29 protein-coding genes are annotated in these 24,152 nt (G+C 65.5%); 18 read left to right on the top strand and 11 right to left on the bottom strand.

The window, feature by feature from the left end; translation table 11 throughout:
* Positions 1 to 35: 35 nt before the first annotated feature.
* Positions 36 to 1,439: an MFS transporter gene (locus ACVIGA_RS14865; protein ID WP_456666960.1), complete on the bottom strand. Its 1,404-nt coding sequence runs from the start codon at positions 1,437 to 1,439 to the stop codon at positions 36 to 38.
* 238 nt (positions 1,440 to 1,677) lie between these two features.
* Between ACVIGA_RS14865 and ACVIGA_RS14860 the strand changes: the two genes are divergently transcribed.
* Positions 1,678 to 1,986: a hypothetical protein gene (locus ACVIGA_RS14860; RefSeq protein WP_223966842.1), complete on the top strand. Its 309-nt coding sequence runs from the start codon at positions 1,678 to 1,680 to the stop codon at positions 1,984 to 1,986.
* 196 nt (positions 1,987 to 2,182) lie between these two features.
* Here ACVIGA_RS14860 and ACVIGA_RS14855 read toward each other — a convergent pair whose 3' ends face one another.
* Positions 2,183 to 2,485 carry a hypothetical protein gene (locus ACVIGA_RS14855; protein WP_456666959.1) on the bottom strand — a complete coding sequence of 101 codons (303 nt, stop codon included), beginning with the start codon at positions 2,483 to 2,485 and terminating at the stop codon, positions 2,183 to 2,185.
* A gap of 50 nt (positions 2,486 to 2,535) precedes the next feature.
* On the opposite strand from ACVIGA_RS14855, the gene ACVIGA_RS14850 reads away from it, so the two are divergent.
* From ACVIGA_RS14850 to ACVIGA_RS14810, 9 genes are all read left to right on the top strand, one after another.
* On the top strand, positions 2,536 to 2,733 hold the full coding sequence (locus tag ACVIGA_RS14850) for a hypothetical protein (RefSeq protein WP_212313921.1): 198 nt from the start codon (positions 2,536 to 2,538) through the stop codon (positions 2,731 to 2,733).
* Between the two features lie 3 nt (positions 2,734 to 2,736).
* Entirely contained in the window at positions 2,737 to 3,495 is a 759-nt protein-coding gene (locus tag ACVIGA_RS14845) for a metal ABC transporter ATP-binding protein (RefSeq protein ID WP_456666958.1), read from the top strand.
* Between the two features lie 5 nt (positions 3,496 to 3,500).
* Positions 3,501 to 4,370, top strand: coding sequence for a metal ABC transporter permease (locus ACVIGA_RS14840; protein ID WP_456670811.1), 870 nt, complete (start codon positions 3,501 to 3,503; stop codon positions 4,368 to 4,370).
* A gap of 5 nt (positions 4,371 to 4,375) precedes the next feature.
* Complete coding sequence (locus ACVIGA_RS14835; protein WP_456666957.1) at positions 4,376 to 5,248, top strand: metal ABC transporter solute-binding protein, Zn/Mn family; 873 nt, start codon at positions 4,376 to 4,378, stop codon at positions 5,246 to 5,248.
* A 55-nt stretch (positions 5,249 to 5,303) separates the two neighbouring features.
* Positions 5,304 to 6,356 carry a CobW family GTP-binding protein gene (locus tag ACVIGA_RS14830; protein WP_456666956.1) on the top strand — a complete coding sequence of 351 codons (1,053 nt, stop codon included), beginning with the start codon at positions 5,304 to 5,306 and terminating at the stop codon, positions 6,354 to 6,356.
* Positions 6,356 to 7,375: a WD40 repeat domain-containing protein gene (locus ACVIGA_RS14825; RefSeq protein WP_456666955.1), complete on the top strand. Its 1,020-nt coding sequence runs from the start codon at positions 6,356 to 6,358 to the stop codon at positions 7,373 to 7,375. The genes ACVIGA_RS14830 and ACVIGA_RS14825 overlap by 1 nt, the downstream gene beginning before the upstream one ends.
* 44 nt (positions 7,376 to 7,419) lie before the next feature.
* Positions 7,420 to 8,136 (top strand): MgtC/SapB family protein, encoded by a 717-nt coding sequence (locus ACVIGA_RS14820; RefSeq protein ID WP_223966853.1) that lies wholly within the window; start codon positions 7,420 to 7,422, stop codon positions 8,134 to 8,136.
* 81 nt (positions 8,137 to 8,217) lie between these two features.
* Positions 8,218 to 8,523: a hypothetical protein gene (locus tag ACVIGA_RS14815; protein ID WP_223966855.1), complete on the top strand. Its 306-nt coding sequence runs from the start codon at positions 8,218 to 8,220 to the stop codon at positions 8,521 to 8,523.
* A gap of 119 nt (positions 8,524 to 8,642) precedes the next feature.
* The gene (locus ACVIGA_RS14810; RefSeq protein ID WP_171948001.1) at positions 8,643 to 9,383 is read left to right on the top strand and encodes an acetoacetate decarboxylase; all 741 of its coding nucleotides are present in this window, start codon (positions 8,643 to 8,645) and stop codon (positions 9,381 to 9,383) included.
* Positions 9,384 to 9,514: 131 nt separating this feature from the next.
* Here ACVIGA_RS14810 and ACVIGA_RS14805 read toward each other — a convergent pair whose 3' ends face one another.
* The 5 genes from ACVIGA_RS14805 to ACVIGA_RS14785 form a co-directional block, all read right to left on the bottom strand.
* Entirely contained in the window at positions 9,515 to 10,957 is a 1,443-nt protein-coding gene (locus ACVIGA_RS14805; RefSeq protein WP_212313912.1) for a homospermidine synthase, read from the bottom strand.
* A gap of 40 nt (positions 10,958 to 10,997) precedes the next feature.
* The gene (locus tag ACVIGA_RS14800) at positions 10,998 to 11,387 is read right to left on the bottom strand and encodes a RidA family protein (protein WP_298380148.1); all 390 of its coding nucleotides are present in this window, start codon (positions 11,385 to 11,387) and stop codon (positions 10,998 to 11,000) included.
* Positions 11,388 to 11,479: 92 nt separating this feature from the next.
* Complete coding sequence (locus ACVIGA_RS14795) at positions 11,480 to 11,647, bottom strand: hypothetical protein (RefSeq protein WP_229170912.1); 168 nt, start codon at positions 11,645 to 11,647, stop codon at positions 11,480 to 11,482.
* A gap of 10 nt (positions 11,648 to 11,657) precedes the next feature.
* Entirely contained in the window at positions 11,658 to 12,269 is a 612-nt protein-coding gene (locus ACVIGA_RS14790; protein ID WP_456666954.1) for a GNAT family N-acetyltransferase, read from the bottom strand.
* Positions 12,270 to 12,398: 129 nt separating this feature from the next.
* Entirely contained in the window at positions 12,399 to 13,541 is a 1,143-nt protein-coding gene (locus tag ACVIGA_RS14785) for a type III PLP-dependent enzyme (protein WP_223966860.1), read from the bottom strand.
* On the opposite strand from ACVIGA_RS14785, the gene ACVIGA_RS14780 reads away from it, so the two are divergent.
* Positions 13,540 to 13,806, top strand: coding sequence for a hypothetical protein (locus ACVIGA_RS14780; protein ID WP_456666953.1), 267 nt, complete (start codon positions 13,540 to 13,542; stop codon positions 13,804 to 13,806). The genes ACVIGA_RS14785 and ACVIGA_RS14780 overlap by 2 nt on opposite strands.
* A 396-nt stretch (positions 13,807 to 14,202) precedes the next feature.
* Here the strand turns inward: ACVIGA_RS14780 and ACVIGA_RS14775 are convergent, their stop codons facing one another.
* Positions 14,203 to 14,463, bottom strand: coding sequence for a hypothetical protein (locus ACVIGA_RS14775; protein ID WP_223966862.1), 261 nt, complete (start codon positions 14,461 to 14,463; stop codon positions 14,203 to 14,205).
* Between the two features lie 129 nt (positions 14,464 to 14,592).
* Between ACVIGA_RS14775 and ACVIGA_RS14770 the strand changes: the two genes are divergently transcribed.
* Genes ACVIGA_RS14770 through ACVIGA_RS14760 form a run of 3 tightly spaced genes read left to right on the top strand, consistent with a single transcriptional unit; the run spans position 14,593 to position 18,448 of the window.
* On the top strand, positions 14,593 to 16,680 hold the full coding sequence (locus ACVIGA_RS14770) for a M3 family metallopeptidase (protein ID WP_456666952.1): 2,088 nt from the start codon (positions 14,593 to 14,595) through the stop codon (positions 16,678 to 16,680).
* Positions 16,681 to 16,682: 2 nt separating this feature from the next.
* Entirely contained in the window at positions 16,683 to 17,330 is a 648-nt protein-coding gene (locus tag ACVIGA_RS14765) for a DUF1007 family protein (RefSeq protein WP_375777103.1), read from the top strand.
* Entirely contained in the window at positions 17,327 to 18,448 is a 1,122-nt protein-coding gene (locus tag ACVIGA_RS14760) for a nickel/cobalt transporter (protein WP_456666951.1), read from the top strand. The genes ACVIGA_RS14765 and ACVIGA_RS14760 overlap by 4 nt, the downstream gene beginning before the upstream one ends.
* Positions 18,449 to 18,600: 152 nt before the next feature.
* Here ACVIGA_RS14760 and ACVIGA_RS14755 read toward each other — a convergent pair whose 3' ends face one another.
* On the bottom strand, positions 18,601 to 18,999 hold the full coding sequence (locus ACVIGA_RS14755; RefSeq protein WP_456666950.1) for an MAPEG family protein: 399 nt from the start codon (positions 18,997 to 18,999) through the stop codon (positions 18,601 to 18,603).
* Positions 19,000 to 19,115: 116 nt separating this feature from the next.
* Here ACVIGA_RS14755 and hemH point away from each other — a divergent pair, with 116 nt between their 5' ends.
* From hemH to ACVIGA_RS14740, 3 genes are all read left to right on the top strand, one after another.
* A complete protein-coding gene (gene hemH, locus ACVIGA_RS14750; protein WP_456666949.1) occupies positions 19,116 to 20,153 on the top strand; it encodes a ferrochelatase in 1,038 nt (345 codons plus the stop codon).
* A gap of 239 nt (positions 20,154 to 20,392) precedes the next feature.
* Positions 20,393 to 21,394 (top strand): SPFH domain-containing protein, encoded by a 1,002-nt coding sequence (locus ACVIGA_RS14745; protein WP_420968769.1) that lies wholly within the window; start codon positions 20,393 to 20,395, stop codon positions 21,392 to 21,394.
* Between the two features lie 41 nt (positions 21,395 to 21,435).
* On the top strand, positions 21,436 to 21,882 hold the full coding sequence (locus ACVIGA_RS14740; protein WP_456666948.1) for an NfeD family protein: 447 nt from the start codon (positions 21,436 to 21,438) through the stop codon (positions 21,880 to 21,882).
* On the opposite strand, the gene ACVIGA_RS14735 is transcribed toward ACVIGA_RS14740, so the two are convergent.
* The gene (locus ACVIGA_RS14735) at positions 21,879 to 22,214 is read right to left on the bottom strand and encodes a winged helix-turn-helix transcriptional regulator (RefSeq protein WP_456666947.1); all 336 of its coding nucleotides are present in this window, start codon (positions 22,212 to 22,214) and stop codon (positions 21,879 to 21,881) included. The genes ACVIGA_RS14740 and ACVIGA_RS14735 overlap by 4 nt on opposite strands.
* 104 nt (positions 22,215 to 22,318) lie before the next feature.
* Here ACVIGA_RS14735 and ACVIGA_RS14730 point away from each other — a divergent pair, with 104 nt between their 5' ends.
* Complete coding sequence (locus ACVIGA_RS14730) at positions 22,319 to 22,858, top strand: carboxymuconolactone decarboxylase family protein (protein WP_456666946.1); 540 nt, start codon at positions 22,319 to 22,321, stop codon at positions 22,856 to 22,858.
* A gap of 118 nt (positions 22,859 to 22,976) precedes the next feature.
* Here the strand turns inward: ACVIGA_RS14730 and ACVIGA_RS14725 are convergent, their stop codons facing one another.
* Entirely contained in the window at positions 22,977 to 23,987 is a 1,011-nt protein-coding gene (locus tag ACVIGA_RS14725) for a KpsF/GutQ family sugar-phosphate isomerase (protein ID WP_456666945.1), read from the bottom strand.
* Positions 23,988 to 24,152 lie beyond the last annotated feature (165 nt).

Genomic DNA, 24,152 nt, shown 5'->3' with positions numbered 1-24,152 from the left:
CAAGGGGCGCGCCCCGGAATGACGAAGGGGGCACCCTACCGCTGCTCCGCCGCGCTTTCCGACGCTCCGGTCTTCACCGCAGGAAACAGCATGGCGGCGGCAACCACGCCGGCAATCGCCCCGAACGCTGCGAGGACGAACGGGGCCGCGAATGCCGAAGTCGATTTCGTTGTCCCGAGCGTCGCCCCCAGCGCCGCGATACTGATGGCAAAACCGGCCTGGCGGACGATCATGGTCATGGCGGACGCCATGCCGGCCTGCGCGGGCGGCGCCAGCGCCAGTGCGACGCTTCCCAATTGCGGGTTCGCCAGCGCCGCGCCGATGCCGATCGTCAGCATGCCGGTCGCCGTTGCGATGCTGCGCAGCCCGGCGTCGGCGGATAGCGCAGCGATCACGAGTAGCACATCTCCAGCAGCGATGATGCCGGAGGCGATCATGAAGAAGCGCCGCCAGCCCCATTGGGTGACGAAGCGGCCACCGAGCAGCGGGACCAGCAGCATCGGCAAAGTCGTCGCAAGCAACGCCACGCCTGCCACTTCCATGCTGACATGCAGGGCGGTGCTCAGGAACAGCGGCAGATAGACCAGCACCGCCCAGTAGCCGAACTGGATCGCGGTCAACGAGGCCGCGACCCCGATCATCGGCGGAGCCGCGAACACGCGCGGGTCGAGCACCGGGTTGCGGCTGCGCCACTGCTGCCGGACGAACCCGACGGCGGTCGCCACGCTTGCGATCAGCTCGGCCGCTCTCACGATCGGCGAGGCGTCATGCCTCAACAGCGCATCGATGGCGAGACCCAGCGAGAGCGTCAGCAGGACGATACCCACCGGATCGAGCGGGCGCCCGCCCGGCTGATGCGTCTCGGCAACGACCCGCGGCACGGCAAGGGCCAGCGTCAGGCAAAAGGGGATGTTGGCATAGAAGATCCAGCGCCAGCCGAACCAGGCGGCAAGCAGGCCACCGAGCGTTGGGCCTAGCGCCATGGCGACGCCCGAGATCATCCCGATGGTGCCGAAGGCCTGCGCCCGCTGAGGCTGATGCGGGAATGCCCCGGCGACCAGCGCGATGGCGCCTGTGCTCAGGAAGGCCGCTCCGATGCCTTGCAGCATGCGTGCGGCGAGCAGCAACGGACCGCTCGTCGCCGCGCCGCAGGCAATCGACGCCAGCAGAAACACCACGTTGCCGACCAGCATCGCGCGCCGCCGCCCGAACCGGTCCGCAAGCGCGCCTGATGCCAATAGCGCGCCGGTGAGGGCAAGGCTGTAGGCGTCGATCACCCAGGCGGAACCGGCAACGGCGAACCCGAGATCCCCGGCTATGCCCGGCATGGCGACCACGACCGCGGTCACATCGAAAAGGATCAGGAACGCGCCAAGGCCAAGAACGAGCGTGATCAGGGTCGATCGCTCTTGGGCGACGTCAGATGAGCGATCGTGCATGCCACGCTGCCTCCCAATCCCGCCCGGGGTTGTACCCGCACGAGGTTTGCCTACGCCCGTCGTGCTGACAGCGTGGTGTCAGCAGGGCCGGCTGCCTGAACCTGTTTGCGATCGGGGCGGACCAACTTGCAAAGCAAGTGTCATATTGGCCTGCTAGCGCTTCAGTTGCGGCCTGCCCGTGCGCTCCTGCGCGGAAGTGGCTTGACGCTTCGCCGGCATTCCTTGACCGGAGGGGACCATGCTCCGCATCGTCACGTGTCTGACGCTTTTGATTTCCCTTCAAGCGGCCGCGGCGCAAGACAGGGCGCCGGGCGTTTCTTCACAGCCCTATTTGGGCGGATCCACTTCGCCGCCGACCGATCTGCCGTCCGGGATCGGCAGTTACTGCATCTACGAAAACCTCATCTTCTCGATTGGCTCGCCCATGTGCGTTGGCAAGACGAGCTACGTATGTGCTCCCGCGACAAACGATGCGGAGCTCGGTCAGCGGGGATATTGGTCAGCAAGACCAGCCGACCCGAAACTGACCGCGCCGGTGTGCCAGTAGACTGGCTCCCGTCGCTCCCTTGAATCGAGAACCCTCCTCATCGTTGTCCTGGCGAAAGCCAGGACCCATTACCCCAACTGTCAATTGTTGCGCGACGCTGGGGCCGCCAGCCCGTTCATCACTGAATGCGGTGGTTATGGGTCCTGGCTTTCGCCAGGACGACGCTGGAGAGAACTGCGCGCGGGCCCGCGTCCGCCTAACCCACATACACCAGGCTATAGACATACGACTTCGCCCCCTTCCGGCTCACCCAGTCGCCTTCCGGTGGGTGATCGCCCTGGTCGGCCGGCAACACGTTCCAGGGACGGCCGCTGCAGGATTGGCTCGCCGGATCCCAGGCCACCCAGCCCCAGCCCGGCCGGTGCTCGATCCAGAGATCCTGATCCTGACGCTGGTAGCCGACGGTTCCGTCGGGGCGGGCTTTCCGGACAAAGCTGTAAACCAGGTCGTCACTCTGCCGGCGCAGCTCAAATCTCTCCCGGTTTTGCGGAGCGGCCATGAGTTCCTCGTTGGTAGACTCGCGTTATGTTATAATATAACAGTTTTCTCATGGCGCATACGCACTCCCACGACGACCACCACCATCACGGCCACAGCCATCCCCACGGGCACAGCCATGGCCCCTCGGCGCATCCGGCCCAGGCCGCGCCCTGGTCGATCCTGCGCATGCCGGTGCCGGCCCGGCTGGGCGCGGCGCTCGCGGTCTCGGCCTGCCTGTGGGCCGTCGTCTGGCTGGCGATGAGGTGAATGATGGGGTCTCCGCTTGTCACCTTCCGCGACGTCACGCTCGGCTATGACCGGCACCCGGCGGTGCATCACCTCAACGGTGCGGTCGAGGCGGGCACGCTGCTGGCCGTGATCGGCCCGAACGGCGCCGGCAAGTCGACGCTGCTGCGCGGCATCGCCGGCGTGCTGAAGCCGCTGTCGGGCGTGATCGATCTCGACGGCCTCGACCACCGTGACATCGCCTACCTGCCGCAATCCGCCGACATCGACCGTACGTTTCCGATCTCGGTGTTCGATTTCGTCGGCACCGGGCTGTGGCGCTCGACCGGCTTCTTCGGTGGCATCGGCAAGGCCGCGCGCGACAAGATTTTGGCGGCGCTCGCCGCCGTCGGCCTCAACGGCTTCGAGAACCGCCCGATCGGCACGCTGTCCGGCGGCCAGATGCAGCGCATGCTGTTCGCGCGTGTGCTGTTGCAGGACGCCCGCCTGATCGTGCTCGACGAGCCGTTCAATGCCATCGATGCCAAGACCACCGCCGATCTCCTGACGCTGGTGAAGCGCTGGAACGGCGAGGGGCGCACGGTGCTGGCGGCGCTGCACGACCTCGACATGGTGCGCAACAATTTCCCGGAAACGCTGCTGTTGGCGCGCGGCCCGGTGGAATGGGGCCCGACCGCGGAGACGCTGACGCCGGACAATCTGACGGTCGCGATGCGGATGTGCGAGGCGTTCGACGACAGCGCCGCGGCCTGCGCCGCCGATCCGCGCTCACGGGCCGCCTGACGCCGATGCTGACCGACGCGCTGATCACGCCCTTCACCGAATTCGAGTTCATGCGCCGCGCGCTCGCGGCTGTCATCGCGCTGTCGCTCGGCGGTGCGCCGATCGGCGTGTTCCTGATGCTGCGGCGGATGAGCCTGGTCGGCGATGCCATGGCGCATGCGATCCTGCCGGGCGCTGCGATCGGCTTCCTGCTGTCCGGGCTCAACCTGTTCGCGATGACGACCGGCGGCCTGATTGCCGGCTTTGCGGTGGCGCTGCTCGCCGGCCTCGTCGCCCGCACCACGGAGCTGAAGGAGGACGCTTCGCTTGCGACCTTCTATCTGGTCTCGCTCGCGCTCGGCGTCACCATCGTGTCCATCAAAGGCACCAATATCGACCTGCTGCACGTGCTGTTCGGAAATATCCTGGCGATGGACGACCAGACCCTGCTGGTGATCGCGTTCAACGCCAGCATCACGCTCTTGGTGCTCGCGGTGATCTATCGTCCGCTGGTGATCGAATGCGTCGATCCGGTGTTCCTGCGCACCGTGAGCCGGGCCGGCGCGCCGGCCCATCTCGCCTTCCTCGCGCTGGTCGTCGTCAATCTCGTCAACGGCTTCCATGCGCTCGGCACGCTGCTCGGCGTCGGGCTGATGATCCTGCCCGCGGGCATCGCACGGTTCTGGTCGCGCGACATCACCACCATGATCTGCATCGCGGTCGCGAGCGCGATTGTGTCGGGCTATGCCGGGCTGGTGCTGTCGTACCAGACCCGGATTCCCTCCGGTCCTGCGATCATCCTGGTCGCGGCGGGGCTCTATATCGTGTCGCTGCTGTTCGGCAATGTCAGCGGCCTGGTCCGGCAGCTGTTTCCCGGCCGCCATCTCGAGGCGTGAGGACAATGCGGCGGTTGGTTGGATTGATCGGTCTGGTGTTGCTGCTGGCGAGCGGCGCGGCGCACGCCGAGGAGCGCATCAAGGTCGTCGCGAGCTTCTCGATCCTCGCCGACATGGTGCGCAATGTCGGCGGCAACAGCGTCGACGTGGTGGCGCTGGTCGGGCCCGACGGCGACGCACATGTCTATGCGCCGACGCCGGCGGATGCCAAGAAGGTCGCCGACGCGAAGCTGCTGGTCATTAACGGCCTCGGCTTCGAGGGCTGGCTGCCACGGCTGCTGCAGGCTTCCGGCAGCAAGGCGCCGGTCGCGGTGGCGACCAAGGGGATCATGCCGCGCAAGATGGGCGGCCATGACGATCCGCATGCCTGGCAATCGGTGGCCAATGCGAAGATCTACGTCGTCAATATTCGCAGCGGGCTGATCGCCGCGGCGCCTGACCAGGCAGCCGCCTTCAAGGCCAATGCCGACGCCTATCTGGCGAGGCTCGAGGCGCTCGACCGCGAGGTGCACGAGGCGGTGGCGAAAATACCGGACGCGCGGCGCAAGGTGATTTCGACCCACGACGCCTTCGGCTATTTCGCCGACGCCTACGGAATTACGTTTTTCTCGCCGCTCAGCGTCTCGACCGATTCCGAGCCCAGCGCACGCGATATCGCCGCCATCATCGCCCAGATCAGGGTCGCGAAAATTCCGGCAGTTTTTCTCGAAAATATCAGCGATCCCCGCCTGGTCGAGCGGATCGCGGCCGAGACCGGGGCCAAGGTCGGCGGGACCCTGTATTCGGACAGTTTGACGGCCGAAAAGGGCCAAGCACCCACTTACATTGATATGGTCAGGCACAATATAAAGGCCCTGACCAGCGCGCTCGCCAACTAGGGGCAGGGGCCTCCCTGCCGGGATTGAGCGCGGCCCCAAGTTCCTCGGAGTTGTTATGGCTGAAGCTTCGCAAAAAATTCCAGTGACCGTGCTGACGGGCTATCTCGGCGCCGGCAAGACCACGCTGGTGAACCGCATCCTGTCGGAAAACCACGGCAAGAAGTACGCCGTCATCGTCAACGAATTCGGCGAGATCGGCATCGACAACGACCTCATCATCGGCGCCGATGAGGAAGTGTTCGAGATGAACAATGGCTGCGTCTGCTGCACGGTACGTGGCGACCTCGTCCGCATCATGGACGGGTTGATGAAGCGCAAGGGCAAATTCGACGCCATCATCGTCGAGACCACCGGCCTTGCCGATCCGGCGCCGGTCGCGCAGACCTTCTTCGTCGATGAGGATGTGCAGAAGAATGCCCGGCTCGATGCGGTGGTGACCGTCGCCGACGCCAAATGGCTGAGCGACCGCCTCAAGGACGCGCCGGAAGCCAAGAACCAGATCGCGTTCGCCGACGTCATCGTGCTGAACAAGACCGACCTGGTCTCGAAGGCTGAGCTCGCCGAAGTCGAGGCCCGTATCCGCGGCATCAATCCCTATGCAAAACTGCATCGCACCGAGCGTTGCCAGGTCGGGATATCAGACGTGCTGGAGCGCGGCGCGTTCGACCTCGACCGTATTCTCGAAATCGAGCCTGATTTCCTCGAGGCCGGCGACGGTCACGACCATGACCACGATCATCACCATCACGACCATGGTCATGACCACCATCATCATGATCACGGTCACGGGCTCAAGCACTATCACGACGAGGACATGCAATCGCTGTCGCTGCGCTCGGACAAGCCGCTCGATCCGACCAAGTTCATGCCCTGGCTGCAGAACCTTGTCGCCACCGAGGGCCAGAAGATCCTGCGCTCGAAGGGCATCCTCGCCTTCACCGGCGATGACGACCGCTACGTGTTCCAGGGCGTCCACATGATGCTGGAGGGTGACCATCAGCGGAAATGGAAGGACGGCGAGAAGCGCGAAAGCCGTGTCGTGTTCATCGGTCGCGAATTGCCGGAGCAGGCGATCCGCGACGGCTTCGAGCAGTGCATCACCACGTGATGAAAGAGTTCGATCCGGGCGAGGCCCCTTCTTCCATCGTTTCGATCACCGACCGCGTCAAGCCGCTTCCGCTCGGCGCGGCGGTCGGTTCGGTGCATTTCCTCGGCGACCGCGCGTTCTTCGTCGGCGCCGAGGAGAGTGTCGCGATCGCGGCCGCCGACGGCGAGATCACGCGCACCGAGACGCATTTCGGCGCCATCCTGTGCGCGGTCTCAGACGGCAAGCGGCTCGTCACCGGCGGTGACGACGGCAAGCTGATCGCGATCGACGCCAAGGGCGAGACCTCTGTCATTGCGACCGACGCCAAGCGGCGCTGGATCGACAATGTCGCCCTGCATAGCGACGGCACCGTGGCGTGGTCGGCGGGCAAGACCGCGTTCGTGCGCAATCCCAAGGGCGAAGAGAAAACCTTCGAAGTGCCCTCGACCGTCGGCGGGCTGGCGTTCGCGCCGAAGGGCCTGCGGCTTGCGATCGCGCATTACAACGGCGTGACCTTGTGGTTTCCCAACATGGCGGCCAATCCGGAATTCCTGGAATGGGCCGGCTCGCATCTCGCGGTCTCTTTCAGCCCGGACAACAAATTCCTGGTCACGGCGATGCACGAGGCCGCGATGCATGGCTGGCGGCTCGCCGACAACAGGCACATGCGGATGAGCGGCTATCCCGGCCGCGTGCGCTCGATGTCGTGGAGCGTCGGCGGCAAGGGGCTCGCGACCTCGGGCGCCGACACCGTGATCGTCTGGCCGTTCACCAGCAAGGACGGGCCGATGGGCAAGGAGCCGGCGATGCTGGCGCCGATGCCGGCGCGGGTCGCGGTGGTCGCCTGCCATCCGAAGAACGACATCATGGCGGTCGGCTATGCCGACGGTACCGTGCTGATGGTCCGGCTCGAGGACGGCGCCGAGATCCTGGTGCGCCGGAACACCGGTGCCGCGGTCTCCGCGCTCGGGTGGAATGCCAAGGGCACGCTGCTCGCCTTCGGCACGGAAGATGGTGACGCGGGCATCGTGGAAATGTAAGAGATCGCTGCATCGTTCTCGGGCGAGGAAGAATCGGCAGCGCCATGCGATTTCTCACCACATTCCAGCTCGCCGACTTCATCGACACCCTGGTCAGCCTGACGTCAGCTTTTGTGCTGGGCACGCTGATCGGGGCCGAGCGGCAGTACCGCCAGCGCACCGCGGGGCTGCGCACCAATGTGCTGGTCGCGGTCGGCGCGGCGGCTTTCGTCGACCTCGCGATGCATCTGGCCGGCGCCGACGGCGCGGTGCGGGTGATCGCCTATGTGGTGTCGGGGATCGGCTTCCTGGGCGCCGGCGTCATCATGAAGCAGGGCATGGACGTGCGCGGGCTGAACACCGCGGCGACGCTGTGGGCCTCGGCCGCGGTCGGCTCCTGCGCCGGCGCCGACCTGGTGGCGCAGGCGGCGGTGCTGACCGTGTTCGTGATCGCCGGCAACACGCTGCTGCGCCCGCTGGTCAACGCCATCAACCGCATCCCGCTGAACGAGAAGGCGCTTGAGGCGACCTACTACTTCAAGCTCGCGGTCACCCCCGAGGTGCTGCCCGACATGCGCGACCGCCTGGTGGAGAAGCTCGAGGCCGCGAATTATCCGGTCGCCGATGTCAACGTGGTCGAGGCCGGCGACGACTTCCTGGAGATCGTGGCGGAGCTGGTCTCGACCGCGGTCGACCCCAACGAGCTGAATGCCGTGGTGGTCGACCTGCAGCATCAGCCGGGCGTGCGGCACGTGACCTGGGAAATCAGCACCACGGATTGAGGCCGGGTTCCCGCAAGCTCTGCTCAGGAACCATGCGGCAGCCGGATCGTTGACCTCGCTGACAATACGCGGGTGAACGAGATGGTTGCGGATCGGACCAGGCTGCGGAACGACGTGCTGATCGCCTCAACGCTGGTAGTGGCAGGCGTCGCGATCGCGGTAGTTTCGCTGCACGCGATCAACGCTGCCCCGCCGCAGGAAATGGCGCAGGCGACCCAGCCGCCGCAGACAACGCCGCCGGCCGAGTCAAAACCCGGTGGCGAGCGGCCGACCACGCCGGCGCCGGAGCCGGCGCGTCCCGACGCTGAGGCCCAGAAGGCCGGCGCCAAGCCGGCGCTGCCGCCGGCGCCCGCCGAGAAGATCGCCCCGCCGATCGAGAAGAAATAGCCGCGTTCGGCCGACGCATTGTGACGCGCATTTGACTGATGCTGCCGATTATACGGTCTCGCCTCCGCCGCCCGCGCCCGCCATAATCTGTCGTCTTGCAACGACAGATGGGACCTTTCATGAAGATCGAGGACGTCCGGCGCACCGCCTATTCGATGCCGCTCACCAACCCGTCGTTTCCGCCGGGACCGTACCGGTTCTTTGACCGCGAATATTTCATCATCACCTACAAGACCGACCCGGAAGCACTCGCGGCCGTGGTGCCGGAGCCGCTCGAGGTTGCCGAGCCTGTCGTGAAGTATGAATTCATCCGCATGCCCGACTCGACCGGCTTCGGCGACTACACCGAGACCGGGCAGGTGATCCCGGTCCGCTTCAAGGGCGAGCTCGGGGCCTATACCCACGCGATGTATCTCGACGACGAGGCCCCGATCGCGGGCGGCCGCGAGCTGTGGGGATTTCCGAAGAAGCTGGCGCGGCCCAAGATCGCGGTCGAGAGCGACGTGCTGGTCGGCTCGTTGCATTACGGCTCGGTGCTCTGCGCCTCCGCCACGATGGGCTACAAGTACCACAAGGTCGATCACGACACGGTCTTGAACGCGATGAAGGCGCCGAACTTCATCCTGAAGATCATTCCGCATGTCGACGGCACGCCGCGGATCTGCGAACTGGTGCGTTTCCATCTCGACGACATCACCTTGAAGGAGGCCTGGACAGGGCCCTCCGCGCTCGGTCTGTTCCCGCACGCGCTGTGCGACGTCGCCCGCCTGCCGGTGCGCGAGGTGGTCTCGGCGCTGCACTACAAGGCGGATTTGACGCTGGGCCTGGGCTCGGTGGCGTTCGACTACATGGCGAAGTGAGCCGCTGTCATTCCCCGGTGCGCAATTGCGCACCTGAGGGCCTGGCCCTTTCGGGCCAGCCCGGAATGACGAGAGCCATCGCGCCGGCTACTGTGCATGGGGTTGTTTTCGAGATTTGGCCGGAAGGCCCCTCAGCGCACCAGGACGTTCTTGAACTGCCAGGGATCGCTGGTGTCGATATCTTCCGGGAACAGTCCCGGACGATCCGTCAGCGGGGTCCAGTCGGTGTAGAAACCCTTCACCGGGCCGAGATACGGTAGCTGGATTTCCAGCAGACGATCGAAATCCATCTCGTCGGCTTCGACGATGCCCTCGTTCGGGTTCTCCAGCGCCCACACCATGCCGCCGAGCACGGCCGAGGTCACCTGCAGGCCGGTCGCGTTCTGGTAGGGCGCGAGCTTGCGGGTCTCTTCGATCGAGAGCTGCGAGCCGTACCAGTAGGCATTGTTGTCGTGGCCGAACAGCAGCACGCCGAGTTCGTCGATGCCGTCGACGATTTCGTTCTCGTCGAGGATGTGGTGCTTCTCCTGCATCTTGGCTGCGCGGCCGAACATTTCGTGCAGCGACAGCACGGCATCGTCAGCCGGATGATAGGCATAGTGGCAGGTCGGCCGATAGATCGCCTTGCCCGATGCGTCATGCACCGTGAAGTAATCGGCGATCGAGATCGACTCGTTGTGGGTGACGAGGAAGCCGTACTGCGCGCCGCGGGTCGGGCACCAGGTGCGCACGCGCGTATTGGCGCCCGGCTGCATCAGATAGATGGCCGCGCCGCAGCCGGCTTCGTGGGTATGCGCATTCTCGGGCATCCATTTTTCATGGGTGCCCCAACCGAGTTCGGACGGCTGCACGCCTTCCGACAGGAAACCTTCCACCGACCAGGTGTTGACGAAGACATCCGGCTCCTTCGGCGACTTGGAGCGCTGGGTGTCGCGTTCGGCGATATGGATGCCCTTGATGCCGGCCTGCCGCATCAAGTCCGCCCATTCGGCCTTGGTCTTCGGCTTGGGGGCATTGAGCTTCAGATCGGCGGCGACGTTGAGCAGCGCCTGCTTGACGAAAAACGAGACCATGCCGGGATTGGCGCCACAGCAGGAGACCGCCGTCGTCGAGCCCGCCGGACGCGCCTTCTTGGCGGCCAGCGTCACTTCACGAAGCGCGTAGTTGGAGCGCGCTTCCGGGCCCTTCGAAGCATCGAAATAGAAGCCGAGCCAGGGCTCGTTGACGGTGTCGATGTAGAGAGCGCCCAGTTCGTTGCAGAGCTCCATGATGTCGGTCGAGCCGGTATCGACCGAAAGATTGACGCAGAAGCCCTGGCCGCCGCCCTCGGTGAGCAGCGGGGTCAGCAGGTCGCGATAATTGTCCTTGGTCACGGCCTGCTGGATGAATTTGACATTCTGCTTCTCGCAATGGGCCTTGCGGCCCTCATCCTTGGGATCGATCACGGTGATGCGCGACTTGTCGTAATCGAGATGCCGCTCGATCATCGGCAGCGTGCCTTTGCCGATCGAGCCGAAGCCGATCATGACAATGGGGCCGGTGATTTTCGCGTAGATCTGCGAGGAGGGGCTCATCATTTTCTCCAGGAGAGCGCCGAGCGGCGGGTAGAGTGGATCAGGGGTTGCGTCGCTTTGCGGTGACTTCGATCTCGACCTTCATCTCGGGCTTGTAGAGCCCCGCGACGATCAGCAGCGTCGCGGCAGGTCGAATCTCGCCGAGCACCTCGCCGCAGACCGCGAAATGGGCATCCGCGTCACTGACGTCAGTGAGGTAGTAGGTCGCGCGGACGATGTCGGCCATCGCGAAGCCGCCCTCCTTGAGGGCAGCCTCGATGGTCTTGAAGCAGTTCCGTGACTGGCTCGTGACATCATCAGGCATGGTCATCGTGGTGTAGTCGTAGCCGGTGGTTCCCGCGACAAAGGCGAAGTCACCGTCGATCACGGCACGGCTGTAGCCCGCGGTTTTCTCGAACGGCGAGCCGGTGGAAATCAGGCGGCGGGACATCTCGGACCTCGGCTGAAAATGGCTTTGCGCGGGGTTTACGGGCATTTTTGGCGCCCGCGCAACCCCTTCTATTCTGGGCCTTGCGGCCGGCGCTAGTGGGACTGCTGCGTGGTGTCCGGTGGCGACGGCGGCGTGCCGGTCCAGCGCCGGATCAGGATGTCCCTGACGATCATGACCGCGATCAGGACCAGCATGACCGTGGTGACGAGGCCGCGCCAACGCGGGCGCGCGCCATCGATTGCAGGAAGGTTCTCTGCCATGGCGCCCGCCTTACGCCGCGTGCGGCACGGCGAGCGGTGCCTTCCGGTTGCGGGTTGCCTTGCTCGTTGCCTTGGTCTTGGGCAGCGGTGCGCCGGTCGGCGTGATCATGCCCCAGGCGCCGTCCAGCGCGCCCTCGACCAGCTCGAGGCCGAGCAGCCGCTCGCGCGCGAATGCGCCGGGCAGCGACAATTCGCCGGTCCTGGCGGTGGTGAAGCCATAGCGGGCGTAGTAGGGCGCATCGCCAAGCAGGATCACCGCGCCGTGGCCGCGGGCCTTCGCCACGGCCAGCGCGCGCTGCATCAGCGCGGCGCCGACGCCGAGGCAGTCGTCACCGACCGCCAGCGGCCCCAGCATCAGCGCGCTGCGGCCCCCCGCGCTGACGTGCCACAGCCGCACGGTTCCAACCAGCCGGCCGTCCTGGCGCACGGCCGCAAGGCTCAGGCCTTGGGCGGGCGCGCGTCCGTCGCGCAGGCGCTGGCAAATGCGGGCATGGCGGTTCTCGCCAAAGCAGGCATCAAGCAGCGCTTCGCGCGCGACGACGTCCGAAGCCCGCTCCGCACGGATCGCGAACGGGGCGGCATTTCGGATGAGGGCAACGGGGGTGTTCCGTTTTGCAGTCATGGCACGTCAGTCCCCGCTTGCAACGGCATGTCGCACGCCGCGCAAGCGTCGTTCAGAAAAATCAAAAATGATCGGGAAGGAGCCGGCGGGGCCGGCTCCCGGTTTATCTGGCCTCGAAAAGGAGGCGGCTTAGATGTGGTAGGTCTTCAGCGGCGGAATGCCGTTGAACGCCACCGACGAGTAGGTCGACGTATAGGCGCCGGTGCCTTCGATCAGCAGCTTGTCGCCGATCTCGAGCGTCACCGGGAGCGGATACGGCAGCTTCTCGTACAGCACGTCCGCGCTATCGCAGGTCGGGCCCGCGAGCACGCACGGCGTCATGTCCGCCCCGTCATGCGGGGTGCGGATGGCGTAGCGGATCGACTCGTCCATCGTCTCGGCGAGACCGCCGAACTTGCCGATGTCGAGATAGACCCAGCGCACCTCGTCCTCGTCGCTCTTCTTCGAGATCAGAACGACTTCGGTCTCGATGATGCCCGCATTGCCGACCATGCCGCGGCCCGGCTCGATGATGGTCTCCGGGATCTGGTTGCCGAAATGCTTGCGCAGCGCGCGGAAGATCGACCGGCCATACTGCAGGACCGGCGGAACGTCCTTGAGATACTTGGTCGGGAAGCCACCGCCCATGTTGACCATGGTGAGGTTGATCCCGCGCTCGGCGCAGTCACGGAACACGGTCGAGGCCATCGCGAGCGCGCGGTCCCACGCCTTCACCTTGCGCTGCTGCGAGCCGACATGGAACGAGATGCCGCACGGCTCCAGACCAAGGCGCTTGGCGAGGTCGAGCACGTCGACCGCCATCTCCGGATCGCAGCCGAACTTGCGCGACAGCGGCCACTCGGCGCCGGCGCAATCATAGAGGATGCGGCAGAACACCTTGGCGCCGGGAGCGGCGCGGGAGATCTTCTCGACCTCGGCGGCGCAGTCGACTGCGAACAGGCGAATGCCGAGCGCGAAGGCACGCGCGATGTCGCGCTCCTTCTTGATCGTGTTGCCATAGGAGATGCGGTCCGGCGTCGCACCGGCGGCCAGCGCCATCTCGATTTCCGCAACCGTCGCGGTGTCGAAGCAGGAGCCGAGCGAGGCCAGCAGCGCCAGCACTTCGGGCGCCGGGTTGGCCTTCACCGCGTAGAACACGCGGCTGTCCGGCAGCACCTTCGCGAAGGTCTGGTAGTTGTCGCGCACGACATCGAGGTCGACGACGAGGCACGGCTCGGTGTCGAGACCTTCGCTGCGGCGGTGACGCAGGAATTCCTGGATACGTTCGGTCATGGCACTCTCCAACGGCCCCAGCGACGGGATCCGCATCAACGTGACGTCGGATAAGAGTGCTCTGGCCGCATTGCGCGATGGAGGCGCAACGAAAGGCAAAAGACTCAAACCAGACTGTGCTGCCGTGGATTGGTTGGGAGAGTTTCCCGCCCGCACACCTGGCAATGAAGGACAAGCCTTTTCAGTAGCCCGCGCCGGCGTTGGACTGCCGGTAGAGACCAAAAAAGCCCGATCCGTCGTTGCTTTAAGTCGCGTCCCCCGTTGAGAGCGGGGTGCGCCGGTTCGCCTCCGGCTGCCAGTCACGGTTGCAAAGAGTGGTGAGACCTTCAACGGCATCCCTGGAGAGGGAGGCTGGCCGCCTCGTGTCCTGATGGACGTAAGCGACCCTCGGTTCTTCCACCCCTTGGCGGCTGTCCGGCCTCTTGTCCGGATACCTACCGACTGACACACGACCACAGGCACGTGCGAAATTGGGCAAGGCAGCAAATAAGTCTTTTGAATTCGCTTCGCAAGAATTTTTTTGCGATAGCGACAAATTTCCCTAACGCGTGCTTGCGATGGCACGCCGAGCAGTCGTTGAAGATGAACGGCTGTTAAGAATGACTAACGAAGCGTGTGCGTTTAAGCCCTGTGCCGCAGCGCCTTCTTGAATCGCTCGAACTCACGCGCGACGCGTGAACGGCTCGACGCGCTGCGCGGCGCGGATGAAGGCGATCATGATCAGCACGCCGATGCCGAACAGCACGGCCTGCAGGATGTGCGCGCCGACGTCGTCGAGCCCGAACAGGATCGCGAGCGCCCAGCCGCCGGCGAAGGCCGCGCCGAACACTTCCGCGCCGATCAGGATCGCCGCCGAGATCACGGTGATGACGCTCGGCCAGAGGATCTGGCTCTTGCCTGCGGTGGAGGGCTGCATGGTCATGGAATAGGTCCTGTTCAGGGGCGCAATCTCTCCGAAAAGTGCCCATCTATCAAGCGCAAAAGGCCCAAAAATGCCGTATCGCGTGATATAGATTAGGCCGCATTTTCAAGGCGAAAAACGGGACATTCGATGTCAGAAACCAGCGCAGAGGCCGACGTCCAGACTTTGGCCAACCCCCTCCTGAAGGCGTGGCAGACGCCGCTCGAGACCCCGCCCTTCGCCGAGATCAAGCCGGAGCATTTCCTCCCCGCCTTCGAGCAGGCCTTCGCCGACCATTCGGCCGAAGTGGCTGCGATTACCCATGATCCGGCGATGCCCGACTTCGACAACACGATCACGGCGCTGGAGCGCTCCGGCAAGCTGCTGTCGAAGGTTTCGGCGGTGTTCTACGACCTGGTCTCGGCCCATTCGAGCCCTGCGATCCTCGAGATCGACAAGGAAGTGTCGCCCCGGATGGCGCGGCACTGGAATCCGATCATGATGAACGCTGTGCTGTTTGGCCGCATCGCCATGCTGCACGAGAAGCGCGGCTCGCTCGGCCTGACCGGCGAGCAGATGCGGCTCCTGGAGCGCACCTATACCCGCTTCCACCGCTCCGGCGCCGGGCTCGATGATGCGGCCAAGGCCCGCATGGCCGCGATCAACGAGCGCCTCGCCCAGCTCGGCACTTCGTTCAGCCACCATCTGCTCGGTGACGAGCAGGAGTGGTCCATGGAGCTCGGTGAGGGTGACCGCGCCGGCCTGTCCGACACATTTGTGGCGGCCGCCAAGGCTGCGGCGGAAGAGCGCGGCATGGGTGGCAAGGCGATCGTGACGCTGTCGCGCTCCTCGGTCGAGCCGTTCCTGCAGAGCTCGTCGCGGCGCGATCTGCGCGAGAAGGTCTACAAGGCGTTCACGGCCCGCGGCGACAATGGCAACGCCAACGACAACAACGCGACCATCGTGGAGATCCTCTCGCTCCGCGAGGAGACGGCGAAGATCCTGGGCTTCCCGACCTACGCCGCCTACCGCCTCGAGGATTCCATGGCCAAGACGCCGGAGGCGGTGCGCGGCCTGCTGGAGCGGGTCTGGAAGCCGGCACGGGCGCGGGCGCTCGCCGACCGCGATGCGCTGCAGGCGCTGATCGCTGAAGAGGGCGGCAATTTCACCCTGGCGTCCTGGGACTGGCGCTACTACGCCGAGAAGCTGCGCCAGCGCCGCGCCAATTTCGACGATTCCGCGATCAAGCCGTATCTCGTGCTCGACCACATGATCGAGGCCGCATTCGACTGTGCCACCCGCCTGTTCGGCGTCACCTTCGCGGAGCGCAAGGACGTCCCGGCCTGGCACCCGGATGTGCGGGTCTGGGAGGTCAAGGGCCGCGACGGCCAGCACAAGGCGCTGTTCTATGGCGACTACTTCGCGCGGCCTTCCAAGCGCTCCGGCGCCTGGATGACCTCGCTGCGCGACCAGCAGAAGCTCGACGGCGCCGTCGCGCCGCTGGTCATCAATGTCTGCAACTTCGCCAAGGGCGCCGACGGCGCGCCGTCGCTGCTGTCGCCCGACGACGCGCGGACCCTGTTCCACGAGTTCGGCCACGGCCTGCACGGCATGCTCTCCGACGTGACCTATCCGTCGCTGTCGGGGACATCGGTTTTCACCGACTTCGTCGAGCTGCCCTCGCAGCTCTACGAGCACTGGCAGGAGCGGCCCGAGGTGCTGCAGCGCTTCGCCCGCCACTACCAGACCGGGGAGGCGCTGCCGGACGACCTGCTCAAGCGCTTCCTTGCGGCGCGCAAGTTCAACCAGGGCTTTGCCACCGTGGAGTTCGTCTCCTCGGCGCTGGTCGACCTCGAATTCCACACCCAGCCGGCGGCGGCGAGCCGCGACGTCCGCGCCTTCGAGCAGAAGGAGCTGGAGAAGATCGGCATGCCCGCCGAAATCTCGCTGCGGCACCGGCCGACCCAGTTCGGCCACATCTTCTCCGGCGATCACTATGCCTCCGGCTATTACAGCTACATGTGGTCGGAGGTGATGGACGCCGACGCGTTCGGCGCCTTCGAGGAGGCCGGCGACATCTTCGATCCGGCGACCGCCAAGCGGCTGCATGACGACATCTATTCGTCGGGCGGCTCGCGCGATCCTGGGGAGGCCTATGTCGCCTTCCGCGGCCGCGAGCCCGAGCCGGACGCGCTGCTGCGCCGTCGCGGCCTGCTCGAGACGCCCGAGGCGGCCTGAAGGTGCGGCAGTCCCTGAAGTGCCTGATTGCCGGGCTCGCGCTTACGGCGTCCGTCGTGCTCGGCACGGTGGCCGCCGCGGCCCATCCGCATGTCTGGATCGTGGCGAAGAGCGAGCTGATCTACGCGCCCGACGGCACCATCACCGGGGTCCGCCACGCCTGGACCTTCGACGACATGTTCTCGACCTATGCGCTACAGGGCATCGAGACCAAGGTGAAGGGCGCCTACAGCCGCGAGGAGCTGGCGCCGCTGGCGCAGACCAATGTCGAGTCGCTGAAGGAATACGCCTACTTCACCTTCGCCAAGGGCGACGGCAAGAAGCAGAAGTTCACCGAGCCGGTCGACTATTTCCTCGAATACAAGGATTCGGCGCTGACGCTGCACTTCACCCTGCCGGTGAAGACGCCGTTCAAGGCCCGGCAGCTCTCGCTCGAAGTGTTCGACCCGACCTACTTCATCGACTTCCAGTTCGCCGAGAAGGAGCCGGTCAAGCTGGTCGGCGCCGCGGCCGACTGCAAGATGGCGTTCGAACGACCGAACGACGGCACCGCCGCCGCGCAGAAGCTCGGCGAGCAGAACTTCCTCGACGGCAGTGCCGGCAATTTCGCGATGATGTTCGCCAACAAGATCACGGTGGATTGCCCATGACGCCGATCGCCTCCCGCGTGATGCGTGGCTTGGCCGTGTCCGCTGCCGTACTGGCGGCATTCGCGGTGCTGGATGGCGCGGTTCATGCGTTGCTGGCGCAAAATCCGTTCGGCGCACCGCGGACGGCGGAGCCGCAGGGCGGGATCGTCGGCTGGTTATTGGCAAAGCAGTCGGAGTTTTATCGCGAGATGTCGCAGACCATCCGTGCCGCGAAATCCGACGGCTCGGCGGTCTGGACACTGCTTGCGATCTCGTTTGCCTACGGCATCTTCCATGCCGCCGGCCCCGGCCATGGCAAGGCGGTGATCTCGTCCTACATGGTCGCCAATCGCGAGACCGCGCGGCGCGGCATCGTGCTGTCGTTCGCCTCGGCGCTGATGCAGTCGCTGGTCGCGGTCGCCATCGTCGGGATCTGCGCCTGGCTGCTCAACGCGACCGCGAAGACCATGTGCGGGGCGGAGAAGGCGATCGAGATCGCGAGCTACGCGCTGATCGCGGCGTTCGGCGCCCGGCTGGTCTGGGTCAAGGGTGGCGGCTTCCTCCGCGCGCTCCGGCTGCCGCGGCCGGCGCTGGCGATGGCCGGCGCGCATCGGCACGATCACGGCCACCATGAACACGATCACCACGACCATGGCCATGAGCATCATCATCGTCACGCGCATGACGATCATGGCCATCATCATGACCACGGCCACGATCAGGGGCATGACGCGCAGCACGTCCATGACGAGCATTGCGGCCATTCGCACGGGCCGACGCCGGCCGAGCTCGCCGGTCCCGGCGGCTGGCGGCGCGGCCTAGGTGCGATCCTCACGGTCGGGATCCGGCCGTGCTCGGGCGCGATCCTGGTGCTGGTGTTCGCGCTGGCGCAGGGCCTGTTCTGGGCCGGCATTGCCGCGACCTTCGTGATGGGGCTCGGCACCGCGATCACGGTGGCCGCGATCGCGCTGGTCGCGGTGTCGGCGCGCGGCGTGGCGGAGCGGCTGAGTGGCGCGCGCGACGGCGGCGGCACGGTGATCATGCGCGGCCTGGAATTCGCCGCCGCGGGCCTCGTGCTGCTGTTCGGGCTCGGGCTGCTGTTGGGCTATGTCGCGGCCGAGCGGGCGACGTGTTTGTAGGGTCCTTTAGTCCCGCGCTGTCTCTTGATCCGTCACCCTGAGGAGCGCGTAGCGCGTCTCGAAGGGTCGACGGCCACCAGCGGGGCCGTGCATCCTTCGAGACGCCCGCAAGCGCGGGCTCCTCAGGATGACGGATAACAGGGCTGCCTCGCTCAACTCGTCAGGTACCCCCTGATCGCGGGCAGCAAGAAGACCGCGATATTGATCGCAAAGCCGATGCTCCAGAGGATCGAGCGCAGTGTCGGGCGGTTGCCGATATAGGTGAAGACGTAGGCGATCCGCACGATCAGGAACAGCACCGCGAGCTCGTCGATCAGCCGCAGCGGCCCGACGCGGAATTCGGCGAGCAGCACGGCGAAGGCGAAGAACGGGAAGGCCTCGATGCCGTTCTGGTGGGCGCCGAGCGCCCGCGAGCGGATCGGGTCGTCGTAGAAATCGGGATCGCGAGGTTTCGAATTGTCAAAACCGCGGATGCCGGCCCATTTCACCGATACGATCGTCAGCAGCGAGAGCAGCAGCGTCCCGAAGACGCAACATTCGGCGATCGTCATGGTTCCTCCCCATTCCCCGAGGGGAACGTAGCCAACCCGCACTCGGCTTGACAAGGTTGGAGCAACGCGCGAAGCCCAAGGCCTCCCAAGCGAAGGACGTTAGGCGCAACGCCATCATGAGCACGGTGATCCCATTCGAGAGCGCGAAGCCCGCCGCGGTGCCGAAGCCGGAGCGCGTCGGCGTGCTGCTGGTCAATCTCGGCACGCCGGATACGGCCGATGCCGCCGGCGTTCGGGTCTATCTGAGGGAATTCCTGTCCGATCCGCGGGTGATCGAGAACCAGGGCCTGCTCTGGAAGCTGATCCTCAACGGCATCATCCTGCGCGTTCGCCCGGCCCGCAAGGCGCGCGACTATCTGAAGATCTGGAACACCGAGAAGAACGAGTCGCCGCTGAAGACCATCACGCGTTCGCAGGCCGACAAGCTCGCCGAGACGATCGCCGATCACGATCACGTCGTGGTCGACTGGGCGATGCGCTACGGCAATCCGTCGATCAAGGAGCGCATCGAGGCGCTGGCGGCGCAGGGCTGTGGCCGGCTGCTGGTGGTGCCGCTCTATCCGCAATATTCGGCGGCGACGTCGGCGACCGTCTGCGACGAGGCGTTTCGCGTGCTGGCCCGCATGCGCGCGCAACCGATCCTGCGGGTGACGCCGCCCTATTACGACGACCCAGAGTACATCGAGGCGCTCGCGGTCTCGATCAACGACCATCTCGCGACGTTGCCGTTCCAGCCCGAGATCATCCTCGCCTCGTTCCACGGCATGCCGAAGGCATATGTCGACAAGGGCGATCCCTATCAGGCGCAGTGCATCGCCACGACCAACGCGCTGCGCAAGCGGCTCGGGCTTGAACCCTCTCGCCTGATCCTCACCTTCCAGTCGCGCTTCGGCAATGCCGAGTGGCTGCAGCCCTATACCGACAAGACGGTCGAGAAGCTGGCCAAGGACGGCGTGCGGCGAATTGCCGTGGTCACGCCCGGCTTCTCCGCCGATTGCCTGGAGACGCTGGAGGAGATCGCGCAGGAGAATGCCGAGATCTTCCGCCACAATGGCGGCGAGCAATTCGCCGCGATCCCCTGCCTCAACGACAGCGACGGCGGCATGGACGTAATCCGCCAGCTCGTGCTGCGCGAGCTTCAGGGCTGGATCTAGCAGGGCTTGATCCAAACTGGCTGGATCTGATTGTTAACGATCCGTGACACCGGACACCGCGGTTCGTTCAGCCTTGCTGCATCTCGTGTTCAGCTTGCGTGCATCTGGCAGTCCGACAACCGCTTCCTATGTGCTAGAGAGAACAACAGCCGGCTGAACCGGCGGAGCGGTCCTGCCGACCAATGCACGACCGTGCCTGGCGACGGTCTCGCGGGTCTCGCGGTGCCTTGGAGGACTTCATGACTGGCTTCGACATTTTCGCGATCGCGCTTGTTCTTCTCGTCATCGTCACGCTGTTCGCCGGCATCAAGACCGTCCCGCAGGGTTATGACTGGACCATCGAGCGGTTCGGCAAATACACCCGCACGCTGTCGCCCGGCCTCAATCTGATCGTGCCGTATTTCGATCGCATCGGGCGCAAGATGAACATGATGGAGCAGGTGATCAACATCCCCGAGCAGGAGGTGATCACCAAGGACAACGCCACCGTGACGGTGGACGGCGTCGCGTTCTTCCAGGTGTTCGATGCCGCGAAGGCGAGCTACGAGGTCGCCAATCTCAACCAGGCGATCATCGTGCTGACCATGACCAACATCCGCTCGGTGATGGGCTCGATGGATCTCGACCAGGTGCTGTCGCACCGCGACGAGATCAACGAGCGGTTGCTGCGCGTGGTCGACGCGGCGGTGTCGCCCTGGGGCCTCAAGGTCAACCGCATCGAGATCAAGGACATCGTGCCGCCGGCCGACCTCGTCGAGGCGATGGGCCGGCAGATGAAGGCCGAGCGCGTCAAGCGCGCCGACATCCTGCAGGCGGAAGGCCAGCGGCAATCCGAGATCCTGCGCGCCGAGGGCGCCAAGCAGGGCCAGATCCTGCAGGCCGAAGGCCGCAAGGAGGCTGCATTCCGCGACGCCGAGGCGCGCGAGCGCTCCGCCGAAGCCGAGGCGAGAGCCACCCAGATGGTCAGCGATGCCATCGCCAAGGGCGACGTCGCCGCGCTGAACTATTTCATCGCCGACAAGTACATCAAGGCGTTCGGGCAATTGGCCGATTCGCCGAACCAGAAAGTGCTGATGCTGCCGATCGAGGCGACCAGCATCCTCGGCTCGCTCGCCGGCATCGGCGAGATCGCCAAGGCAACGTTCGGCGAGAGTGCCGCATCCGCCGCGGCCGCAGCACGGCGCGGCTCGGTGCCGCCGGCAGGTCCGACGCCGCCACCGCCGGTGCCGCCGCAGCGGTAAGGGCGTGACGGCGTCACGCCTGCAATGTGAGAGGTCACGTCATGGCCGAGATGTTTTCGACACTGGGTACCTGGAACTGGCTGATCTTCGGCTTCATCCTGATGGCGCTGGAGCTTGCAGCGCCAGGCGTATTCCTGTTCTGGCTCGGGCTCGCGGCGCTGCTGGTCGGGCTGCTGTCGTTCATCTTCACGCCGTCCTGGCAGACGCAGCTGCTGATGTTCGCGGTGTTCGCAGCGCTCGCGGTGCCGGCGTGGCGGCATTTTGCCAAAGGCGCGACCGAGGCGAGCAAGACCAATCCGTTCCTCAACCGCCGCAACGAAGCCCTGGTCGGCCGCGAGTTCACGCTGGAGAAGCCGATCATCGATGGCGCAGGCACGGTGCGGATTGACGACACGGTCTGGCGCGTCGCGGGTCCCGATGCGCCGGCCGGCAGCCGGGTAAAGGTGGTCCGCGCCGACGGCGCGAGCCTGACGGTGGCCGCGGTCTAGCTGCCACCGTGCTTGCTCCAGCGCTCGGCGAACCGCTGGAGCGGCGTGAAGGTCGCAAATAGCTCTCTTCCGAGCGCGGTGAGGCCATAACCATCATCCGTCAGCTCGACGAACCCGGCCTCGCGCAACTCGGTCAATCGCGTCTGCAGGATCGTCGGTGAGGCCTCGTCGCAGGCGGTGCGCAGCGCGCGCGAGGTCAGTGCACCCTCGCGCAGCTCCCAGACGATGCGCAAGGTCCAGCGCCGGCCCAACAGATCGAGCAGCGCCATGATCGGGCGGCCGGTCCGTGAGCCGCGGACGCCGGATTTCGTGGCTGGAACCTGCTTCGCCATGTCGCGAATCCCTCTTGAATCTCGCTTGCGCAAATCTTTCTTGCGTCGGTCGCTACAGATATTGTAGCGTATCGCTACAGTAAATGTAGCAACGAGATCGGCCTATGTCACGCATCGCACCGCTCGATCCGCCCTATGCAGCGGATGTCCAACAGCATTTCGACCGCATCATGCGCGGCAAGCCGCCGCTGGTGCTGTTCCGCATGATGGCGGGGCACCCGCGCGCCTGGGAGAAGTTTCGCGGTGGCAGCCTGCTCGACCGCGGGCCGTTGCCGTTACGGGAGCGCGAGATTGTGATCGACCGCACCTGCGCGCTCAATGCCTGCGAATATGAATGGGGCGTGCATGTCACCGCGTTCGGCGCCGCGGCCGGGCTGTCGGAGCAGCAGATCCACGCCACCGTGCGCGGTGCGGCCGATGCCGACTGCTGGTCGCCGGCCGAACAGGCGCTGATCGCCGCCGTCGATGCGCTGCATGCGCGCGCGACGCTGGACGACGCGGAGTACGCGGCACTGTCGGCGCATTATGATGACGATCAGGTGCTGGAGATCATCCTGCTGTGCGGCTTCTACCGCACGGTCTCCTACCTCGCCAACGCGCTGGCCCTGCCGCTGGAGGCGACCGCGGCAAGATTTCCGACATAATCATCGTCATTCCGGGGCGACGCGAAGCGACGAGCCCGGAATCCATAACCACCATCGTGAGTATGGATTCCGGGCTCGCGCCAAGAGGCGCGCCCCGGAATGACGAACTTTGGTGGCCCTACGCCACGCCGGCGCGCAGCAGATCGTGCAGATGGATGATGCCGACCGGCTTCTTCGCATCGGTCACGATCAGCGTCGTGATCTTCGAGGCGTTGAGCAGCTCCAGCGCCTCGCCGGCCAGCGTGTCGCGGCTGATCGTCTTCGGGGTCCTGGTCATGACCTCGTCGACCGACAGCGTCAAAAGGTCGGGGCGCGTCAGCTGCCGGCGCAGATCGCCGTCGGTGACGATGCCGGCGAGATGGCCGTAGCGGTCGACGATGCCGACGCAGCCAAAGCCCTTCGAGGTCATCTCGACCAGCGCGTCCGACATCCTGGTGCCGAGCGGCTTCAGCGGCAGCGCGTCGCCGCTATGCATCAGGTCGCGGGCATATTTCAAGAGCGCGCCGAGCTTGCCGCCCGGATGCAGCACGCTGAAATCGGTCGAGGTGAAGCCGCGGCCTTCGAGCAGCGCGATCGCCAGCGCATCGCCGAGCGCCAGCATCATCAGCGAGGAGGTGGTCGGCGCCAGATTGTGCGGGCAGGCCTCGCGGGCCTTGGGCATGGTGAGCTGCACGTCGGCCGCCTTGCTCAGCGTCGAGTCCTTGTCGGCGGTCATCGCGATCAGCGGGATGCCGAAGCGCGCGGCATAGGCGATCAGATTGCGCATCTCCGGCTGCTCGCCGGACCATGACAGCGCCAGGATCGCGTCGTCGGCCGTGATCATGCCGAGATCGCCGTGGCTGGCTTCGGCAGTGTGCACGAAGAACGCCGGCGTGCCGGTGGAGGCGAAGGTCGCGGCGATCTTGCGGCCGATATGGCCCGACTTGCCGAGCCCGGTGACGATCAGCCGCCCCTTGGCCTTGCGGATCAGCTCGGCCGCCGCCGTGAACGCCGCGCCGAGGTCGGATTTGAGTGCCGCAGAGAGCGCAGCGACGCCGCTTGCTTCGGCATCGAGGGTGCGGAGCGCCGACTGAATGGCGCCGTCATCGGGGCCGGATGATTTGGTCATCAGCGGTTTCGGTTTGGCCATTTCGTATTCCAGGGGAGGGGTTTTGCACCCGGGCGTCTCCCTTAGCACGTTCGATTCCGCGATGCGACGCGCGGCGCCGGATCCTCAACGGCTCATTAACCATAATTGTTTTAACTCCATTAACGACGTTTTTCGCCGCCCGGCGAAATGCGTACGTCAAGTGCA

This window comes from Bradyrhizobium sp. USDA 3240, from assembly GCF_054063295.1.
Note: the sequence above shows the minus strand (reverse complement) of the source record. Positions and strands in the feature narration are given on the sequence as shown.

Bases quoted from the DNA above. Each gene is read 5' to 3' on its own strand.
- ACVIGA_RS14865 (WP_456666960.1), bottom strand. From the start codon at position 1,439: ATGCACGATCGCTCATCTGACGTCGCCCAAGAGCGATCGACCCTGATC.
- ACVIGA_RS14860 (WP_223966842.1), top strand. From the start codon at position 1,678: ATGCTCCGCATCGTCACGTGTCTGACGCTTTTGATTTCCCTTCAAGCG.
- ACVIGA_RS14855 (WP_456666959.1), bottom strand. From the start codon at position 2,485: ATGGCCGCTCCGCAAAACCGGGAGAGATTTGAGCTGCGCCGGCAGAGT.
- ACVIGA_RS14850 (WP_212313921.1), top strand. From the start codon at position 2,536: ATGGCGCATACGCACTCCCACGACGACCACCACCATCACGGCCACAGC.
- ACVIGA_RS14845 (WP_456666958.1), top strand. From the start codon at position 2,737: ATGGGGTCTCCGCTTGTCACCTTCCGCGACGTCACGCTCGGCTATGAC.
- ACVIGA_RS14840 (WP_456670811.1), top strand. From the start codon at position 3,501: ATGCTGACCGACGCGCTGATCACGCCCTTCACCGAATTCGAGTTCATG.
- ACVIGA_RS14835 (WP_456666957.1), top strand. From the start codon at position 4,376: ATGCGGCGGTTGGTTGGATTGATCGGTCTGGTGTTGCTGCTGGCGAGC.
- ACVIGA_RS14830 (WP_456666956.1), top strand. From the start codon at position 5,304: ATGGCTGAAGCTTCGCAAAAAATTCCAGTGACCGTGCTGACGGGCTAT.
- ACVIGA_RS14825 (WP_456666955.1), top strand. From the start codon at position 6,356: ATGAAAGAGTTCGATCCGGGCGAGGCCCCTTCTTCCATCGTTTCGATC.
- ACVIGA_RS14820 (WP_223966853.1), top strand. From the start codon at position 7,420: ATGCGATTTCTCACCACATTCCAGCTCGCCGACTTCATCGACACCCTG.
- ACVIGA_RS14815 (WP_223966855.1), top strand. From the start codon at position 8,218: ATGGTTGCGGATCGGACCAGGCTGCGGAACGACGTGCTGATCGCCTCA.
- ACVIGA_RS14810 (WP_171948001.1), top strand. From the start codon at position 8,643: ATGAAGATCGAGGACGTCCGGCGCACCGCCTATTCGATGCCGCTCACC.
- ACVIGA_RS14805 (WP_212313912.1), bottom strand. From the start codon at position 10,957: ATGAGCCCCTCCTCGCAGATCTACGCGAAAATCACCGGCCCCATTGTC.
- ACVIGA_RS14800 (WP_298380148.1), bottom strand. From the start codon at position 11,387: ATGTCCCGCCGCCTGATTTCCACCGGCTCGCCGTTCGAGAAAACCGCG.
- ACVIGA_RS14795 (WP_229170912.1), bottom strand. From the start codon at position 11,647: ATGGCAGAGAACCTTCCTGCAATCGATGGCGCGCGCCCGCGTTGGCGC.
- ACVIGA_RS14790 (WP_456666954.1), bottom strand. From the start codon at position 12,269: ATGACTGCAAAACGGAACACCCCCGTTGCCCTCATCCGAAATGCCGCC.
- ACVIGA_RS14780 (WP_456666953.1), top strand. From the start codon at position 13,540: ATGGCACTCTCCAACGGCCCCAGCGACGGGATCCGCATCAACGTGACG.
- ACVIGA_RS14785 (WP_223966860.1), bottom strand. From the start codon at position 13,541: ATGACCGAACGTATCCAGGAATTCCTGCGTCACCGCCGCAGCGAAGGT.
- ACVIGA_RS14775 (WP_223966862.1), bottom strand. From the start codon at position 14,463: ATGACCATGCAGCCCTCCACCGCAGGCAAGAGCCAGATCCTCTGGCCG.
- ACVIGA_RS14770 (WP_456666952.1), top strand. From the start codon at position 14,593: ATGTCAGAAACCAGCGCAGAGGCCGACGTCCAGACTTTGGCCAACCCC.
- ACVIGA_RS14760 (WP_456666951.1), top strand. From the start codon at position 17,327: ATGACGCCGATCGCCTCCCGCGTGATGCGTGGCTTGGCCGTGTCCGCT.
- ACVIGA_RS14755 (WP_456666950.1), bottom strand. From the start codon at position 18,999: ATGACGATCGCCGAATGTTGCGTCTTCGGGACGCTGCTGCTCTCGCTG.
- hemH (WP_456666949.1), top strand. From the start codon at position 19,116: ATGAGCACGGTGATCCCATTCGAGAGCGCGAAGCCCGCCGCGGTGCCG.
- ACVIGA_RS14745 (WP_420968769.1), top strand. From the start codon at position 20,393: ATGACTGGCTTCGACATTTTCGCGATCGCGCTTGTTCTTCTCGTCATC.
- ACVIGA_RS14740 (WP_456666948.1), top strand. From the start codon at position 21,436: ATGGCCGAGATGTTTTCGACACTGGGTACCTGGAACTGGCTGATCTTC.
- ACVIGA_RS14735 (WP_456666947.1), bottom strand. From the start codon at position 22,214: ATGGCGAAGCAGGTTCCAGCCACGAAATCCGGCGTCCGCGGCTCACGG.
- ACVIGA_RS14730 (WP_456666946.1), top strand. From the start codon at position 22,319: ATGTCACGCATCGCACCGCTCGATCCGCCCTATGCAGCGGATGTCCAA.
- ACVIGA_RS14725 (WP_456666945.1), bottom strand. From the start codon at position 23,987: ATGGCCAAACCGAAACCGCTGATGACCAAATCATCCGGCCCCGATGAC.